16 protein-coding genes are annotated in these 17724 nt (G+C 69.0%); 7 read left to right on the top strand and 9 right to left on the bottom strand.

Features of this window, described 5'->3' with window-relative positions; all coding sequences use genetic code 11:
* Positions 1-68 precede the first annotated feature (68 nt).
* Positions 69-1256 (top strand): carbohydrate kinase family protein, encoded by a 1188-nt coding sequence (locus tag ABNF93_RS17445; RefSeq protein WP_349329141.1) that lies wholly within the window; start codon positions 69-71, stop codon positions 1254-1256.
* 44 nt (positions 1257-1300) lie between these two features.
* On the opposite strand, the gene ABNF93_RS17440 is transcribed toward ABNF93_RS17445, so the two are convergent.
* The 5 genes from ABNF93_RS17440 to mgrA form a co-directional block, all read right to left on the bottom strand.
* The gene (locus ABNF93_RS17440) at positions 1301-1456 is read right to left on the bottom strand and encodes a hypothetical protein (protein WP_349329140.1); all 156 of its coding nucleotides are present in this window, start codon (positions 1454-1456) and stop codon (positions 1301-1303) included.
* Between the two features lie 124 nt (positions 1457-1580).
* Positions 1581-2465 carry a MetQ/NlpA family ABC transporter substrate-binding protein gene (locus ABNF93_RS17435; protein WP_349329139.1) on the bottom strand — a complete coding sequence of 295 codons (885 nt, stop codon included), beginning with the start codon at positions 2463-2465 and terminating at the stop codon, positions 1581-1583.
* Positions 2462-3157 (bottom strand): methionine ABC transporter permease, encoded by a 696-nt coding sequence (locus ABNF93_RS17430; RefSeq protein WP_349329138.1) that lies wholly within the window; start codon positions 3155-3157, stop codon positions 2462-2464. The genes ABNF93_RS17435 and ABNF93_RS17430 overlap by 4 nt, the downstream gene beginning before the upstream one ends.
* Entirely contained in the window at positions 3154-4146 is a 993-nt protein-coding gene (locus tag ABNF93_RS17425) for a methionine ABC transporter ATP-binding protein (protein ID WP_349329137.1), read from the bottom strand. Before ABNF93_RS17425 ends, ABNF93_RS17430 begins: the two co-directional genes overlap by 4 nt.
* 172 nt (positions 4147-4318) lie before the next feature.
* Positions 4319-5344, bottom strand: coding sequence for an L-glyceraldehyde 3-phosphate reductase (gene mgrA / locus ABNF93_RS17420; RefSeq protein WP_349329136.1), 1026 nt, complete (start codon positions 5342-5344; stop codon positions 4319-4321).
* Positions 5345-5583: 239 nt separating this feature from the next.
* Here mgrA and ABNF93_RS17415 point away from each other — a divergent pair, with 239 nt between their 5' ends.
* Both ABNF93_RS17415 and ABNF93_RS17410 read left to right on the top strand, forming a co-directional pair.
* Positions 5584-6264 carry a GOLPH3/VPS74 family protein gene (locus ABNF93_RS17415; protein WP_349329135.1) on the top strand — a complete coding sequence of 227 codons (681 nt, stop codon included), beginning with the start codon at positions 5584-5586 and terminating at the stop codon, positions 6262-6264.
* Between the two features lie 171 nt (positions 6265-6435).
* Complete coding sequence (locus ABNF93_RS17410; protein ID WP_349329134.1) at positions 6436-7518, top strand: glycoside hydrolase family 172 protein; 1083 nt, start codon at positions 6436-6438, stop codon at positions 7516-7518.
* A 30-nt stretch (positions 7519-7548) separates the two neighbouring features.
* Here ABNF93_RS17410 and ABNF93_RS17405 read toward each other — a convergent pair whose 3' ends face one another.
* From ABNF93_RS17405 to ABNF93_RS17395, 3 genes are all read right to left on the bottom strand, one after another.
* Positions 7549-8607, bottom strand: coding sequence for a LacI family DNA-binding transcriptional regulator (locus ABNF93_RS17405; protein ID WP_349329133.1), 1059 nt, complete (start codon positions 8605-8607; stop codon positions 7549-7551).
* A gap of 179 nt (positions 8608-8786) precedes the next feature.
* Positions 8787-11522: a hypothetical protein gene (locus tag ABNF93_RS17400; RefSeq protein ID WP_349329132.1), complete on the bottom strand. Its 2736-nt coding sequence runs from the start codon at positions 11520-11522 to the stop codon at positions 8787-8789.
* A 31-nt stretch (positions 11523-11553) separates the two neighbouring features.
* Entirely contained in the window at positions 11554-12354 is an 801-nt protein-coding gene (locus ABNF93_RS17395) for a ChbG/HpnK family deacetylase (RefSeq protein ID WP_349329131.1), read from the bottom strand.
* Positions 12355-12547: 193 nt separating this feature from the next.
* Here ABNF93_RS17395 and ABNF93_RS17390 point away from each other — a divergent pair, with 193 nt between their 5' ends.
* The 3 genes from ABNF93_RS17390 to arfB all read left to right on the top strand — a co-directional run bounded on the left by ABNF93_RS17390 (position 12548) and on the right by arfB (position 16138).
* Positions 12548-13744 carry a LacI family DNA-binding transcriptional regulator gene (locus tag ABNF93_RS17390; protein ID WP_349329130.1) on the top strand — a complete coding sequence of 399 codons (1197 nt, stop codon included), beginning with the start codon at positions 12548-12550 and terminating at the stop codon, positions 13742-13744.
* A 2-nt stretch (positions 13745-13746) separates the two neighbouring features.
* Positions 13747-15468 (top strand): ABC transporter substrate-binding protein, encoded by a 1722-nt coding sequence (locus ABNF93_RS17385; protein WP_349329129.1) that lies wholly within the window; start codon positions 13747-13749, stop codon positions 15466-15468.
* Positions 15469-15766: 298 nt separating this feature from the next.
* Positions 15767-16138 (top strand): alternative ribosome rescue aminoacyl-tRNA hydrolase ArfB, encoded by a 372-nt coding sequence (arfB, locus tag ABNF93_RS17380; protein WP_349329271.1) that lies wholly within the window; start codon positions 15767-15769, stop codon positions 16136-16138.
* 57 nt (positions 16139-16195) lie between these two features.
* Here arfB and ABNF93_RS17375 read toward each other — a convergent pair whose 3' ends face one another.
* Positions 16196-16624 (bottom strand): hypothetical protein, encoded by a 429-nt coding sequence (locus tag ABNF93_RS17375; protein WP_349329128.1) that lies wholly within the window; start codon positions 16622-16624, stop codon positions 16196-16198.
* Positions 16625-16782: 158 nt separating this feature from the next.
* Here ABNF93_RS17375 and ABNF93_RS17370 point away from each other — a divergent pair, with 158 nt between their 5' ends.
* On the top strand, positions 16783-17715 hold the full coding sequence (locus tag ABNF93_RS17370; RefSeq protein ID WP_349329127.1) for a spermidine synthase: 933 nt from the start codon (positions 16783-16785) through the stop codon (positions 17713-17715).
* The last annotated feature ends 9 nt before the right edge of the window (positions 17716-17724 follow it).

Below are 17724 nucleotides of genomic sequence, written 5' to 3'. Positions count from 1 at the left end.
CGGTGGTACCGCCACGCTACGGTGGGTCCCCACATCGGGGAGAACGCGCGATCAGCAAGGGAGAGTCGATGGACACGGCGGAAGAGCAGCCGGGTCCGGACCTGGGCGACGCCGCCGCAGGCGGTCAGCTCGGCTCGACCCCCTGGGAGCTCGGCCGGGTGGTCGGTCGAGGTCCGTCGCATGACCCCTTGGCCGTTCTTCGTACCGCTGACGATCCGCCGTTCGACGTCTTCGTCTCCGGGACGGTCTTCCTCGACATCATCTTCACCGGCCTGGGTGCACCACCGGAGAGCGGTACGGAGATCTTCACCGAGGGCATGGGGTGTTCGCCCGGTGGCGTCGCCAACCTCGCGATCGCGCTCTCCCGGCTGGGTCTGCGTACGTCCTTGGCGGCGGCGTTCGGGCACGACGTCTACGGCGACTTCTGCTGGCGAACCCTTGCCGAGCAGGAGGACGTCGACCTCTCGGCATCGCGGAGGTTCCCGCACTGGCACTCACCGGTCACCGTCTCGCTGGCCTACCAGTCCGACCGGAGTCTCATCACACATGCCCACGACCCGCCGCTCAGCGCGGACGAGATGATCAGCTGCCAGGGCGTCGCACACACCCGGGCATGCTTCGTCGATCTGGGACCGGAGGCCGAGGACTGGACGCGCAGGGCCGCCGCGGACGGCGCCAGGGTCTTCGCCGACGTCGGCTGGGACCCGACCGAGCAGTGGTCGCCGGCCCTGTTGGATCGGCTCAGCGACTGTTACGCGTTCCTGCCGAACACCCCCGAAGCGCTCGCGTACACCCGGACGACGACACCTGAGGATGCGCTCTCGAAGCTCGGTGACCTGGTACCGGTGGCCGTTGTGACCCGCGGCAGCCGGGGCGCGCTCGCGGTCGACAACGAGACGGGTGAACGCGCCGACGTCCCGGCGCTGCCAGTGGAGGCGTTGGATACGACCGGTGCGGGTGACGTGTTCGCCGCCGGATTCGTCACGTCCACGCTCGCCGGCTGGCCGCTGCTGCACCGGCTGCGGTTCGCGAACCTGTGTGCCGCCCTGTCGGTGCAGCATTTCGGTGGGTCACTGTCCGCGCCCGGGTGGGCGGACATCGCCGGCTGGTGGCAGGTGGCCAAGCGGGTGCCCGGACTCGGCGACGTGGCGAAGGACTACGCGTTCCTCGACGACGTCGTACCGCAGGCTCCCGTCGGTGCTGTGCGCAGGGCGTCGGCGACCATCGGCTTCCAGACCGGGGGCATCGAGCCCTGAGCGCGCCGCGCGCGGAGTGCGTCCGCGGCGGCGCGGAAAGAAGGTCAGCCGCCGGAGTTGCGCCTGACCCAGCCCCAGGCGCTCGTGGCGAGGAACAGCACCAGAGCGATGATCCCGAGCCACAGCAGTGACTTGAAAAGGAAGCTGATCACGGCGATCGCCAACCAGACGGCGGCAATCACCAGCAGGATCTTCAGCATCGTCCACCTCCTGGTGCCCCACTCTACGGCGTAGGACGATCATCCACCTCGCCCAAGAACCCGGAACCTCCCCCTAGGGGTTACTCGGATCTGGAGACGTCCCGCGACGGCGGCGGCACATGTCTCAGGACGCCGGCATGATCGTGTGGTCGTAGGTGTCTTCGATGAACGCCTTCACGCTCGGCGACCGCAGCAGTTCGGCGAGCTTGCTGACCTGCGGATCGTCCTCGTCGCCGGCACGGACGAAGAGCCCGTTGACGTAGGCGTTACCGTCGGCGGGCTCCAGCACCAGCACCTTGCCCCCTGCTGCCGTCAGGCCGGTCCGCTGGGCGGTTGACACGTCGACCACCGCGGCGACGGCGTCGTCGTAGCCGCGCGGCATCTCCTCCGCCGGCACCTCGGTGATCCGTACGTGTTTCGGGTTTGCGGTGACGTCACGGACCGTCGCCTGCGTTCCCGCACCTTCGCGGAGGCGAACCACGCCGTGCGCCGCGAGGAGCCGCAGGGCGCGACCGGCCTTTGCCGATTCGCTCGGGATCAGGACCTCGCCGCCTTCCTCCAGATCGGACACGCGCGCGATGGTCGAGGAGTAGACCGCGAGCGGTTCGACGAAGACCGGTGCCACGAAGGCAAGACCTCGACCCGGCGTCACCTGTCCAAGGGCCGCCGCCTCCGGGTCGTTGCGTACGAACGCCACGTCGATGAGCTTGTCGCGGAGCGCCTCCTTCGCCGCGGCCGCGTCGGTGAAGCGCACCGGATCCAGCTCGAATCCGAGGGCCGGGGCGACGGCCTTGTCGACATGGGCCAGGATCTCGCCGTCCGGGCGCGGCGTGACGCCGACCTTGAGGACTCGCGGGGTGCTGAACGACAGCCCGATCGCCTCGGAGCTGCAGGCCGTAGGAGTCAGCAGGAGAAGGAACGCACAGAGCCCGCGGACCCACCGGGCGGGTGTCGACGGTATCCGCCCGGTGCCCCGGCGTGTTGCAGCCGCTCGCGCCGGCGCCGTCATCGCCGGTGCTCCAGCCGCCGGGCCACGAGGTCCCCGCCCACTTTCACGAGCTGGGTGAGGACGACGAACACGACGACGATCGCGGCGATGACGTCTGCCCGGAACGTCGAGTAGCCGTAGGTGATCGCCAACCGGCCGAGACCTTCGGGGTAGACGAAGCCGGCGATGGCGCTGTAGCCCAGCAGAACCACGATCGTCAACGCGAGCGCGGTGACGATACGGGAGAGGCCTTCGCGGAGCAGCACAGTCACGAGGATATGGCGGGTGCGCCCGCCCATCGCGTACGCCGCGTCGACGAGGCCTCGGTCGACCTTGCCGAGACTCCGTTCGACCCGGCGGGCGAAGAAGGGGACGGCTGCGAGCGTCAGCGGGACGATGGCCGCGAGGACGCCGACCGATTCACCCGCCAGCCTGCGGGTGAGGGGAATCGCGGCGATCAGGAGGACGAGGAAGGGCAGGCTTCCGCCCGTATCGAGGACCACACCGAGGATCCGGTGGAACCGGCTCATGTGCAGCGGCCCGCCCTGCCCGGTCGACATGAGGAGTACGCCGAGTGGAAGGCCGATGGCGACAGTGAGCAGCGTCGCGAGGGACACCATCGACAGCGTCGCGAGTGTCGCGTCGGCGAGTTCCGGCCCCACCGCGTTCCAGTTACTGAACCGTCCCTGACTCAGCTGTATGGCCTGACTCATATGTGCACTTTCGGTGTGAGGTGAAGATCGGCGAACCTGAGCAGGGCCCTCTGGCAGTCCTCCCCCGGTCCGATCAGTTCGACACGCAGCCGACCGACGGACAGCCCACAGATCGTCTCGACGCCGCCGGCAACGACTGACACGTCGATACCGCAGGCCCTTGCTGTCTCGGTCAGCGCGATCTCGTGCTCGGCATCGCCAGTGAAGGTGAGGTCGGCGAGCAGCCGGTCACGGTCGGCGCCTGTCACAGGGTCGGGAAGGGTGGGCAGGAGTGCTCCGGCGAGGTCGGAGTCGGGCCTGCGTAACACGTCGGTCACCATGGCGTGCTCGGCCACTCGCCCGTCACGCAGCAGGGCCACGGAGTCGCAGACGGCCTTGACCACAACGTGGTGCTGGGTGGCCAGGAGGACGGTGACACCGAACCGTCGCGCGAGGTTTCGTACCAGGTCGAGGACGTGGGAACCGGTCGCCGGGTCGAGGTCCCTGGTCGGCTCGTGGCAGAGCATCACCCGCGGACCGGCCACCAGCGCCCGGGCGATCCTAGCGCGCGAGCGGTCCAGGACGCCCAACTCGGCCGGGTAGGCGCCCGCGTACTCCGCCAGGCCCACCAGGTCGAGCATCTCGTCGACGAACAGGTCACGCTTCCGTTGGCGTACGCCCGCGAACTCCAGCGGCAGGCCGACGTTCCGCGCGATGGTCCGCTGGTCGAGCAATCCGGCATCGCCGGTAAGCATCCCGATGCCGTGGCGAGCGGATCTGAGCGCGGACCGGCTCGCCGCGGTCAGATCCTGCCCGGCGACGACCACACTGCCGCCGTCGGGGCGGTCGAGCAGGTTGACGCAGCGCACCAGGGTCCGCAGCGCGGACACCGACTCGCCTATGACGCCGCAGATCTCGCCGGCCTCGACATGCAGGTCCACGCCGTCGAGTTCCACGTTCTCGCGGCCGGAGAGCCGACGGTTCTTCTGGATGTCGTCCAGTTCGATCACGGGCAGGGCTTTCGAAGGGGGTACGTCGTGAGGACGTCCGCTCGAAGGAGGTGACTCGTCGCGGGTTCGGCGACCGACGAGAGGAGATCGTCGGGCACAAGCACGCGCGTAGTCAACCAGCGTGATCAACTTCTGTCGACACCAGGGGCGCGGCGCCCCTTGCCGGAGGCACTCAGCTGGTGCTGGAACGCTTCCAGAGGTTGATGCCGGCCTCGACCGCGTGGCCGTCGATCTCGGCGAGTTCGTCAGCGCTGAAGTCCAACGTGTCGAGTGCGCGGACGTTGTCCTCCAACTGCTCGACGCTGCTGGCACCGATGAGGACGGACGTCATCTGCGGATGCCGCAAGGCCCACGCCAGTGCCATCTGCGCCAGCGACTGACCCCGTCGGGCCGCGATCGCGTTGAGCGCACGGACGTGCGCGAGGTTCTTCTCCGACAGTTGGTCGGGCGAAAGTGACTTCCCCTGCGACGCCCGCGATCCCTCGGGGATGCCGCCGAGGTACTTGTCCGTGAGCATGCCCTGGGCCAGGGGCGAGAAGGCGATGCAACCGACTCCCAGCTCGCCGAGCGTGTCGACGAGCGCTTCCTCGATCCAGCGGTTGAGCATCGAGTACGACGGCTGGTGGATGAGCAGGGGCGTGCCGAGATCGGCGAGGATCGCGGCGGCCTGCCTGGTGTGCTCGGGTGAGTACGACGAGATGCCGGCGTACAACGCCTTTCCCTGCCGGACGGCGGAGTCGAGCGCTCCCATCGTCTCCTCGAGCGGAGTGTCGGGGTCGAACCGGTGGGAGTAGAAGATGTCGACGTAGTCCAGTCCCATCCGGGAAAGGCTCTGGTCGAGGCTGGACAGCAGATATTTGCGCGATCCCCACTCGCCGTACGGCCCGGGCCACATGTAGTAACCGGCCTTGGTGGAGATGACGAGCTCGTCGCGGTAGGGCGCGAAGTCCTGGCGGAACAGCTTGCCGAAGTTGAGCTCGGCCGACCCGGCGGGAGGCCCGTAGTTGTTGGCCAGGTCGAAGTGGGTCACGCCGAGATCGAACGCCCGGCGCAGGATCGCGCGCTGCCGCTCGAGCGGCATGTCGTCGCCGAAGTTGTGCCAGAGCCCGAGCGACACGGCGGGCAGGTGGAGCCCGTTGCGGCCGGAGCGGCGGTATGTCATCCGGTCATAGCGATCTGCTGCAGCGTCATATCCCATGGCCGAGGAGTCTCCCACGCGGGTGGGACAGGCCCTCTGCCGGCTTCCGGAGCCGGACAACGACCGGGAAGCGGCGGAGTCCGCTCAGGTGTCCGCCGGTGGACGCGGTGCCTATCCTGGGACTTCGGTCGATGTCCGATGCCCCCATGTGTTGACCGATGACCAGATGCGACCGATGACCGATGACCGACGACCGGGGCTGCTCGTCGGCACCCGGCAGACGGAAGAGGTGCTCCCACATGCTCCTCGCTGAAGACCTTCTCCTCCTCCTGGTCGACGACGCCACCGGAAAACCCGTGACTGACGGGACGAAACTGGACCACGCGATCGCTGGTGCACTCCTTCTCGAACTGGCCCTGCAAGGCAAGATTGACGTCGCGGAAACCCGGGAGGAGAACGTCAGGAAGGGGCGGCTCGTCGTCCGCGACCACGCACCCGTTGGCGAACCGGTCCTCGACGACGCTCTGACGTTCATCGCGGGCAAGAACGGAAAGAAGCCCGACAGCGTGATAGGGCCGCTCGGCAAGGGACTGCGCGCCCGGCTCCTGAGTGGCCTCGCGGACCGAGGCATCCTCCGCCGCGAGGAGGGCAGGATTCTGGGCATCTTCCCGACGACCAGGTGGCCGGCCGAGGATTCCCGTCACGAGAACGCCTTGCGTGAACGCCTGCACGACGTCCTCGTGGTCGGCCTGACGCCGGACGACCGGATCGGGGCGCTGGTTTCGCTGCTCTCGGCCATCGACGTGGTACCGAAGGTCGTCGAGTCGTTGGACAGGCGCGCACTCAAGCGACGCGCGGAGGAGATAGCAGAGGGAGCCTGGGCCGCGGACGCCGTACGACGGGCGGTCGAGGCGGTCAACGCGGCCACTGTCGCGACGATCGCGGCGACGGCGGCAGCGACATCAGGCTCGGGCGGTTGAGAGCGCCGATAACGGTCGCGCCCCCCGTAACTTGCCCACCGACGGGGATGCCATTCACAATCTAACATACTAGCCTTTCAGGTCGATGTGTCCTTCTTTCTTCACCACGCGACGTGGGCCCCGACAAACGTTGACATCCGCACCACACAGCGACCTGACGGAGTTGATCTCGTGACCTCGAATTTCGACGGCCTTGGTCTCAACCTCGGCAACCTCTACCGCCTCTCCGATGCGCAGTCGCGATCGATCTCGGCGGAGAACCCGACAGGTGAGCCAGGCAAGGGAGCGCTGGCGACCGAGGGCCTCGGCGCTGACGCGGCACGCGACCTCGGTACCGGCTGGAAGGTCAGCCCGGCCGTGAGTATCAAGGCGGGAACGACCTTCGAGGTCGCCGACATCGAAGGGCCGGGTTCGATCCAGCAGATCTGGATGACCCCTGCGGGCGAGATCCGCTTCCTCATCCTGCGGATCTACTGGGACGACCAGGAGCAGCCGTCGGTGGAGACCCCACTCGGCGACTTCTTCGCCTCGGGCTGGGGACCCTTCGCACAGATCTCCTCACTCCCGGTCTGCGTCAATCCACGCAACGGGTTCAACTGCTACTGGCAGATGCCATTCCGGCGCCGCTGCCGGATCACGGTGGAGAACCTTTCCGAAAAGGATTCCGTCCTCTTCTATCAGGTGAATTACCAACTCACCCAGGTGCCCGAGGACGCGGCCTATTTCCACGCCCAGTTCCGGCGTACGAACCCGCTGCCATACAAACAGGACTACACGATCATCGACGGGATTTCGGGGTCCGGCCACTTCGTCGGCACCTACGTCGCGTGGGGCGTCAACAACAACGGCTGGTGGGGCGAGGGTGAGCTGAAATGGTTCATCGACGGTGAGGATGCACCAACGATCTGTGGTACCGGAACCGAGGACTACTTCTGTGGTGCGTGGGGATTCCACGTCGACGGCAACTACCAGACCTTCACGACGCCGTACGCCGGAATGCCGCTCGTCGTGATGCCCGACGGCAAGGACCCGAACGCCGCGCAGAGCCGGTTCAGCCTCTACCGCTGGCACATCACCGATCCGATCCGGTTCCGCGACGGACTCCGCGTCACCATGCAGGCACTCGGCTGGCGCACAGGAACCCGTTATCTCCCGCTGCAGGACGACATCGCGTCGGTGGCGTACTGGTACCAGGCACTGCCGACGGCGGCATTCCCGGAGCTGCCCGACCGGGACTACCTCGAGATCATCTGAGCGGGCCTGCCTTCTGGATGAGGGGCGCCCTCATCCAGCGGAACGGCTGCGCTGCTGCGGCGGTGGCGCGGTCGAGTCTCGTGTCACGAGGCGTACGCCCAGACAGGTCACCCGCCGCGTCATCGCCGGCGCGGCCACCCGCTGCACGAGGTGCCAGATCCCCTGCGCGCCCAGCAGGTCGATGTCGACGTGGACAGTCGTCAGCGGCGGCGGACTGTGGGATGCCATCTCCATGTCGTCGTACCCGATCACCGAGCACTGTTCAGGCACCGCGATCCCCCGCGTGCGCAGCGCCTCGAGCGCTCCCAACGCGGTCGAGTCGTTGCTGGCGAAGACCGCCGTAGGCGGCGTCGGCAGGTCGAGCAACTGGTCCATGGCCGCGCGACCGGCGGGGAAGCTGAGGTCGGCCGACCGCTGCACGTAGCGCGGCGGCACCCGAAGCCCTCGCTCGGCGAGTGCCCGGCGATATCCCGCCACCCGGTCCGCGAGCGGCCGCAGCTCGGGCAGCCCGACGATCATCGCCGGCGGCGGGTCGGTGTGTCCGAGATCGAGAAGCGCCCGGGTGGCGAGATACCCGCCGTGCTCGTCCTCACTGCGTACGCAGTCGACCGGAAGGTCCTCGACAGTGTGATCCACCGTGACACAAGGCGTTCCCGCGTCCAGCAGGCGGCGGATGAACCGGTCGTCGAGCGAGCCGAGGATCAGCAGGCCCTGCGCCTGGCGCCGCGCGACGATGAGCGGAAGCTGTCTGTCGTCGGCGTCCTCCACCGTCTCCAGGGTGAGGGCGATCCCGAGGTCGGCGCAGGCGCGCTGGGCGCCGTTGAGCACCTCCATGTAGAACGGATTTCCCGGCGAGGGGAAGTGCAGGCGGCGGGCGAGGATCCCGGCGGTGGTGAGCGCGGAACCGGCGGCCCGGGTCGACTGGCGGGGACGTCGGGTGTAGCCGAGTTCCTCCGCGGCGGCGACCACCGCGGCCTTGGTCTCCCGGGAAGCCGAACCCTTGTCGGAAAGAACGCCGGACGCGGTGCCGATGGAGACTCCCGCGCGCTCGGCCACTTCCCGCAGGGTCGGCCGCCGCTCCGACGACATCCGCTCGCACCCACTCCCTGTGACGGCCGGCCTGGTGACCTGGCCACTCCGCGTAACTGCCGGCATGTTATCCAGGCAGCTGTCGCCCGCCTCCTCTGCCCGCCTCCTCTGCCCGCCTCCTCTGCCCGCCTCCTCTGCCCGCCTCCTCTGCCCGTCTCCTCTGCCCGTCGGCCAGCAAGTCAGTCGACCACGGGCGTCTCGCCGAAGTCGTAGAGCTCCGCCAGCGAGTGGGTGAGGTCGACCACCGGCTTGGCTTCGGTGATGTCACCCCGCCGATAGGCCAGGGCGTACGCCGGAAACTGGCCCGCGATGCTCGGCACCATCGTGGTGAACTTGCCGGGGCTCCCCCGCCAGCCGATCCGGTCCAGCGCGAAGAACTCCACGCCGCCCATGCCCTGCAGGGATCCGTACGCCGCCCAGAGCGCCACGGACTCGGCCTTGAACCGGTTGGGGTTGGGCCAACCCGTCTCCGACACGGTCTGCGGGAACCCCGCGATCCGGTGGAACTTCACCACGGCCGCGTCGGGCTCGGTCAGCGTGGACCGGTCGTCGAAGGTCTGCCCGACGTCGATCATGTAGCTCGACCCGAATCCCTCGTGACGGCCGCCGAAGTACGCGTCATGGCGGTCGACCACATCCGTTGCGGTGTAGGTGTAGCGCTCCAGGGCGTCCATCGTCGACGGCTGTGCGGTGATCCAGTTGCTCGCCGTGATGAGGCTGCGGACTCCGAGGTCCTCGCGCCAGTACCGCACCGTGTCGGCGTAGAACCCACGCTGCTGCGCGACGATGAACTCCCGCTGGTCCCGCATCCGCCGCCTCATCGGTCCGTCGGCCGGATGCGCGTCGGAGGTCATCATCCATGCCTCCTGCACCACCATCACGCCATCGCCCGGCGTGTCCCCGTCGACCTCGCTGCCCTCACCCCAGGCGGCGAGTGCGTCCGCCGCCGAGCCGTAACGGCCGGCGAGCCAGGACCCGAACGCCGTGTCGAGGATCGCCAGGTGCCCTGCCGGGATGTTGCCCCGATTGAAGGTCCAGAAGAAGAAGCTGTCCTCGTTCTGGATCTCGACGATCGCGACGCCCGGGTCGGCGGCGAGCGGCTTTCCGGTGTAGGGGTTGCGGGTCGTGAGCAGGGTGCGTGCCCACGCCCGGTGCACCTCCTGGAAATCCGGGTCGAACATCAGCAGGGCGAAGGGGTTCTTGTTCCCGATCGAGTCGTACGCCGGGAAGCCGACGTCGGATCCCAGCTGGACCCACAGCGGGAAGTAGAAGCTGAGGTGGGTGTAGATGCCCTCCCGCTTCATCGCGGCCGCGAGGTAGTGCAGCTGGTCGAGGTAGGCCATGTCCACGGCGGCGAGGTCGCCCGATCCGTCGTCGAAGATCGGGCCGTGGATCCGCACCAGGTTGACGCCCCGCTTGGCGAGGAACCGTGCGAGGTAGTCGACCGAACCCTGGTCCTGCCGGATGATCTCCGGTCCGACGTTGACCGCCCAGAATCGGACCGGCTTACCACTGCCCAGGATGAAACGACCGCCGTGGCTGGTCACGAAGCCGCGCTCGCCTGCAGTGCGTTCGTTCAGGTGGCGCAGATCGATCGGGGACGTGGCGAACGCGTCGGCTCCCGGCTCGAACGCCGTGAAACCCGGGTTGGCCACGCGGCCGTACTCCCCCGGCCTGAACTTCCCCCGCGGGACGAACAACCCCGGCGTCAGCAGGAATGCGTCGAAGCACGACGTCAGCGCCTCACCCGGCCCGGCAAGCAGGCGTAGCTCGAACGACCTGCTGCCCGCGGCGAGCCGGACCTTCCCGGCGTGCACCCAGTCCGCACCCAGGAACCGCCGGATGTAGGTGGAGTCGGCGAGCCCGAACGAGTCGTCGACGACCCGCCACCCGTCGTCGTCGAACCGCCAGCGGAACGGCCCGTGGTGCCAGAACTTCCGTACCCACAGGTGATAGTCGGCGTCGTCTGGCACGTCGACGTCGTAACGGGCGTAGGCCTCCGGGTCGTCGGCCCCGCGTGTGCCGGCGTTGCTGAGCCAGTCCCCGCCGGACAGCAGGTGCTTCTCCTCCTCGGTCGGCGAGAACTCCGTCTGGGCGGGGAAGTTGGTCTCCGCCGGCCCCTCGCCCTCCCACCAGACGTACGGGATGTCCTCGCCGTCGGGAGCATCGTCGTCGCGCGGCGTGCGCGCGATCACGGTGTAGAGGGCGTCCGCGGGCAACGCCAGCCGGCCTCCTTCTCCGCTGCGCTCCACCGGCAGGGCGCGGTTGACATAGCCGTTGCCATCGAGGACGTACGCATGCGTCCCCGGCAGGTGCGCGAACTCCACACTCGCGTCGATCTCGCGTACGCCGACCGGGTGGTCGCCCACCCCCGCGATCGTGTCGCCGTCGACCCTCCAGCCGTAAGCCTCCTCCTCGGTCACGGCCTGGACGAGGACGAGCTCCGATGTACGCAGTGGGCGGTCGTCGAGAGCGGTCACCAGGACGGAGGCGTACTCGTTGCCGCAGGAGAGCACGACGTCGCCCAGGTCGAGCCGGCCCGCCGCTCCGAGGAAGCCGACCGCACCCTGGGTCCGCGCGGTGGCGATCGTCAGGACGCCGGTGCCGTAGTCCCAGGTGAGTTCGCGGGTCGCGCTGCGGATCGTCTGCTGCTCCCGGTCGAGGTACTCCGACAGGTCCGCCGCCCAGACCCGGCTCGTGTCCGCGGTAAACCTGTTGCGGACCGTGCCGACAAGGAAGCTCAGCGGATCCACCTCGGGCGGGGCCGCGAGCGCCGGGCGCACGGATCCGAGCACGGGCAGCGGGAGGGCCGCTCCCGCGATGCCCAGGCCGAGCGCACCGTGGACGAATGTGCGCCGGCCCATCCGGCCGGCCGGGTTCTCCTCTGGATCGCTCGTGGATCGGGTTCGCGTCACGGCAGAATCTCCTCGGGGCGTGGGACTCCGGTCAACTCGGTGGGGCCGGGACCTCGACCGCGTCGAGGTCGGTGTAGCTGATCAGGGTGACGCCGCGGTCCTGGCAGGCCTTGCGCACGTCCGGACTCAGCAGAGCCCGCCGGTCGCCGTCCCGCTCCGCCGCGACGGCACCCACGTCCGGGTAACCGACCCCGCGGATCGCGCGCAACTCGGGTGTGTCGATGCCGGGATGGGTCACCATCAGGTAGGTGCCGTCCTCAGCCGCACGGATCCGGTCGGCGAGGTCGGTGTCGGGGCCGGGGCCAGCCGACGCGGACGTGAGCGGCGGCAGCCGGGCGAGGTCCGGCGCGTACACGAGCGCCTCCCTCCGGGCCAGGTCTCGCAGCCGCTCCCCCAGGCCGGGCAGCACCCTGCCCACTCCCATGTGCTCGTCGAGGTAGCGGATCTCGAGGCCGGTGGTCCGCGCCTTGCCGAGCTGGGCAGCCACCTCGGCCTCCGCCTCGTCGAGGTCGAACCGGCCGGTCGCCCGGAGGTCGGCCGGTGACGGGAAGAAGCATCCGCTGGCGTCGAGCAGGGAGGGTACGTCGGTGGCCGGGAGGATGGGTCCCCATCGCGGTGACTGCCACTCGCTGCTCAGGGTCACGTGCAGGCCCGCCGTGACGTGGGTGCGGTCGGCGCCGAGCGCGAGGAGCATCGCAGCGGCCTGGTCGAACGTGGGCGTGGGTGCCATCACCGAGACGTTGCCGGCGATGCCGCCGGTGACCACCTCGGCGATCGCGCGATTCACCGCGTCACACAGTCCGGCGTCGTCGGCGCGGACGAGCAGTCTCATACCGTTCCCGTCGTCGAGGGGATCCCGGTCTGGCGTTCACCAGATCGTTCAGTTGAACTCCAGAAGAGTACGACCGGATATTGGCCAGTTCCATGCCTTGACCCAGCCGAATCAGGACGTCTACGTTCACTGAAACGTCTGAAACACCTTCTGAAATGTTGATCTGAAACGACGCGTCGAGTCGGGGATGTCAGTGGCCGGACCACCGGGGAGGCGAGCGACGTTGCGGCAGGTCGCCGAACACGCGGGCGTCTCGCTGGGGACAGCCTCGGCGGTGTTCACCGGCAAGGCGGCAGTCTCCACGACGTCCCGGCACGCCGTCGAACGCGCCGCGTCCGCACTCGGTTACCGGCCAACTCTTCGCCGGACGACGGTCCGGCCCACAGACGACACTGCCGTCCCAGGTGTGCGGTCGATCGGCCTCGTCATCCGGTTGATGGAGCACTCCCTGCGGACCAACCCGTTCTACTCGTCGGTCCTGGAGGGTGCGCAGGGTGTGTGCGCCACGCTCGGGCTGAGTCTGTCGTACGAACTCGTCGTGGGCATCGACCGCCACGATCCCCTTCCGCTGTCCGTCCAACGCCGCGAGGCGCACGGCCTGCTGCTCGTCGGTTACCTGCCGGACCACACGATCGACCAGATCACGGCGACCGGTGTGCCCTGCGTCCTCGTCGACAACGGCGTCTCCCTCGGAGGTACACACTCGCCCGGGGGCACACGCTCGCTCGGCGGTGTCCGTGCCGCGCGGGCGGCGACTCTCGACGCCGTACGCAACGACGACGAACGCGGCGGCTACCTCGCCGCCCGGCACCTGCTCGACCTCGGCCACACCGACCCGGTCCCGGCGATGATCGCCGGACCTGCGGAGTTCCCGTCCATCAGCGACCGGCTCCGCGGGTATCGCCGGGCGATCGCCGACGCCGGGTACGCCGTCGATCCGGCACTCATCCGCACGACCACGCTGAGCCCGGCAGGCGGTCGCGCGCAGATGGCCGAACTGCTTGACCTCCCGACTCCGCCGACCGCGGTCTTCTGCTGCAACGACGCCACCGCACTCGGCGCGCTCGCCACCCTGCGCGAACGCGGCATCTCCGTCCCGGGAGACATCTCCGTCGTGGGCTACGACGACATCGAGCTCGCCGGCCAGGCCGCCCCGCCACTCACCACCGTGCGCGTGGACAAGGGACTCATGGGCGCCCAGGGCGTCTGGCACCTCGTCCAACGCATCCAGCGCCCGGCGATGTCCGGCCGGGAGACCCTGCTCGAGGTCACGCTGGTCGTCCGCGACTCCACCGCACCTCCCCGTCACCACTCCCGCAACCACCCCCACCCCCACACCCACCCCCGGCCGCCCGATGGACGTCCGGAACCGCCGTCAAGGGAGCCGTAGCCATGGGCGATCCACAGTCGACGTACTCGCCACTGCAGGAGATGGGAGGCACACTCACCCGGCGGAGCATGCTGCGTGCCTTCGCCGCGGGCGCCGTACTGACCACCGGCGGCCTTACGCTGTCGGGCTGCCAGAAGGACTCCGGAGCGGGCGGCGGTTCGGCTGACGTCACCCTCAAGATCGGTGGGGTGCCGAACGCGGACCCCTATCCCGTCATGCCGTCGGCTGACAAGCGGAAGAAGGACGCCAACGCCAAGGGGTACGCCGAGGCGCTCCAGGGCTGGTTCAAGCAGAATCCCGGCGTCAAGCTCACCCACATCAACGCCGACATCCAGGACACCGAAGCCCTCGTGGCGTCGGTCGGCGGTGGCACGGCGCCGGACCTGTTCATCGGCAACGTCCTGGGCAGCTGGGGATCGGGCAACATCCGCAACGCCTTCGTCCAGGGGCTCGCGGCCGACATCACCGAACTCGCGGAGAAGTACCAGTTCGGCAGGAAGCTCAACCCGGTCGTCAAGCCGGCATGGGATTTCTGGCAGCTCGACGGCAAGCGCTACGGCCTGCCGTACGAATACTCCGGCGCCGGTCAGGGTCTCTACTACCGGCGGGACTTCCTCTCCGAGGCCGGGATCTCCGACATCCCGTTCGACCGGACGTGGACGTGGCAGCGGGTCCGCGAGATCGCGAAGGCCACCACGTCGGGCAAGCGCAAGGGCATCGCCCTCGTCAACTGGAACTACTGGGCGTTCCTGTCCGCCAACGCGCACGGGCTTCTCACCGACGTACCCGCCCCCGACACGACCTGGAACTGGCGCGCCGACTTCACGACCCACGCGGACACGTGGGTGCGGGCGGTCGAGCTGTTCCGGGGCATGGTCTTCGACGACGAGTCGGTGCGTACGGACATCACGTTCGACGACGGGCAGGCCAACGCGGCCTTCACCCGGGCCGAGGTCGGGATGTGGATGGGCAACCCGGCGGCTTTGGTCCACAGCCCCAATGACCCGGAGGCGGCGAAGTTCGTGTCGCCGACCGGCAAGCCGTACGAAGAGATCGTTGGCTGGATCCCCCTGCCGTTCGGGGAGACCGGCTTCTACGACGGCACGGCCCGCTACGGCAACGCGATGATCTCGTTCCGGCCGGACGCCGAGGACGACGTGCTCGACAAGGCGGTCAACCTGCACACCTACATGATGGGTCCGGGCCTCACCACGCAGATGAAGGTGATCAACGAGGAGACGAAGGACCTGCGCAACGTCTACGGCGGTTATGTCGGAGGTTCCATGATCCCGACGAACACGATGATCCCGGTGTTCGCCGAGAGCTTGGAGGACCTGCCCGGCAGCGCTGAGGAGGCGTGGGGCAAGGAGATCGTCGAAGCCTACTCGGCCGGCACCAAGCTGAACCCGACCCCGCCGCAGGAGCAGTTCTTCCCGGCGGAGGAGAGCCCCGGTCCATCGGGAACGGCGTCCGACGACGCAATCAACCGGTGGGCGTTCGAACGGAAGGTCAGCGACATCCGGGCCGAGCTCGCGAAGCTCGAGCAGACGGTGAACAAGACCAACGACGGCTTCACGTCGAGCATCGACGACGAGGTGTTCGTCGAGTCCGCCCGGAGGTACTACGCCGCACTGGACAAGGTGTGGCAGCAGGAGGCGCCCGACTTCCACGCACAGGTCTACGCGCCGTGGTACGCCGAGAAGGTCCGTCCGGCCGTCGGCTGAGCACGCGGCGGCTCACCGAGGCGATCTCGCAGCCGACCAGGCGGCTCGCGGCTGACCGAGGCGATCTCGCAGCCGAGCAGGCGGCTCGCGGCCGAGCAGGCGGCTCGGCGGCTGGGCGTGGTACGCGTGCCCGTGCGTAGGGTGGAGGTGGGCCTGGTCGACGACGGACGATCGGGCCTGCCCGCCGTCCACCACCGAGGAGCTGTCCCCCGTGCGTGATGACGAGCACCCTGACCGCGGGTCCGCCCGCACGCCCAGGCGGGGAAGCGGGTTCGACCTCAGCGGCTACGCACACGAGCTGTCATGGCGCTTCTCCCGCTCGGGCGGGCCGGGCGGCCAGTCGGTCAACACGACGGACTCCCGGGTGAGTGTGTCGTACGACCTCGCCCGGTCGGAGGCGCTGAGCCCGGTCCTGCGCGAGCGTGCCCTGCGGCGACTGGCGGAACGGCTCGTGGACGGCGTCCTCACCGTCACCGCGTCTGACCATCGCTCGCAGCTCGCCAACCGCCGTGCCGCCCTCGCCCGCCTGACCGCACTCGTGGAGGACGCGACCGCACCACCGCCCAAGCCGCGCCGGCCGACCAGGCGTACCAAGGGCGCGCACCAGCGCCGCCTCGAGGAGAAGAAGCGGCGCGGCGACATCAAGCGACTCCGCCAACCTCCGAGCTGAGACTCGGGGACGTTTCGGGCGTACCGCCCGAGGAGCTTTCTTGCCCGTCGCGCGGGGTCAGCGGTGCCCGCGGCGGAGCGCCTTGCGAGCGAGCGCCGGGAGATCCGGGACCTTCGGCAGCTTCGACATGTCCAACTCGGGCAGCCGCCTCGATCCTGGCGGGGGCGGCGTGACCCGCAGACTCAGGTCGGCGTGTTGAAGGACGTCGGCCAGCGGCACGTCGACGGCGGGGTAGCTCGCCACCGGCGTGTCCTTGGAAAAAACCACCCAGATCGGTTCGGCCTCGTGGAACACCCGAAGCACCGAGCCGTCGACCACGGTTGTCGCGTGGGTGAGCGCGCGCTTGCGATCAGCCTGCCGTGCCAGCGCCTTCTGGACCGCGCGCTGTGCCGGCTCGCGGCCGTGCTTGATGGCTTCGTAGACGAGCGGGCCGTACTTCATCGCGTACGTCACCGCGGTCTTGGCGATCCGTCCCTTGCCGGCCACTGGTCACCTCCGCCGTGATCATGCCGTCCTCTGCAGTCTCGCACGCCCGGAGGTGGCAAGGCCCGGGACCTGGGTCCGGATCACCTGGGTCCGGATCACCTGGTCATCCACACCCACCTGCCGACCAGTGCCGCTGTCGGTCATGCCACGCTGGCGCCGTGCCCGACCGCCGTCCTCCTGCCCGCACCCGGCGGCAGCCGCGCAGGGCTGACGCTGGACCGGCCGCGTACGCCGGTGCGCACGCGATCAGCACCGGCAGCGCGGAGCTCACGGTCGACCGCGATGACCCCGCCGGGTGGTTCGTGGTCGTCAACGGCGTACCCAGTTCGTATGTCCATCTCGACGATCCGACCCGGCTGGAGTTCGAGTACGTCCGGTGGATCGGCGACGTGCTCGACGTCCTCGACCGGGCCCTGCCGGCACCGCTGCGCGTCGCCCATCTCGGAGGCGGCGGCTGCACCCTCGCGCGGTACGTCGCGGCAACCCGACCAGGTTCACGGCAGGTGGTGTTCGAGGTCGACGGAGACCTGGTGGAGCTGGTCCGCCGGGCCTTCGGGATCCGTCGGGACCAGGGTTTCCGGATCCGGGTCGCCGAGGCTCGCGAAGGCCTACGTACCCTCCCGGACGCCTCTCAGGACGTCGTGATCCGCGACGTCTTCGCGGGCAACCAGGTGCCGCCGGCGCTCACGACGGTCGAGTTCTGTGCAGACCTCGCCCGCGTCATGGCACCGGACGGTACCTACGTCGCCAACGTCGCCGACCGCACCGAGCAGCGGCACGCCCGTGCGGAGGCGGCCACCCTGCGCGAGGTCTTCCGGCACGTCGCGCTGGTGGCCGAACCGTCCCAGCTGCGTGGCCGGCGTTACGGCAACGTCCTCCTGGTCGCATCGAACGCGCCTCTGCCGCTCGACCCGCTCACCCGGCGGCTCGCGTCAGGCGCCGTGCGAGCGCGGGTCGTCCGTCCGGAACGCCTCGCCGAGCTGGTCGCCGGCCTACGCCCGCTCACCGATCCCACCCCTACGCCAGCCGACGACGACGCACGTCAATTCCCAACGAAACATGGCGAATTCACCGCGCATCGTTGGGAATGATCACGCATG

The organism is Actinopolymorpha sp. B9G3, from assembly GCF_040120725.1.
In the GTDB taxonomy this organism is placed as follows: domain Bacteria; phylum Actinomycetota; class Actinomycetes; order Propionibacteriales; family Actinopolymorphaceae; genus Thermasporomyces.
This window is presented reverse-complemented; position numbering and strand designations above follow the sequence as displayed.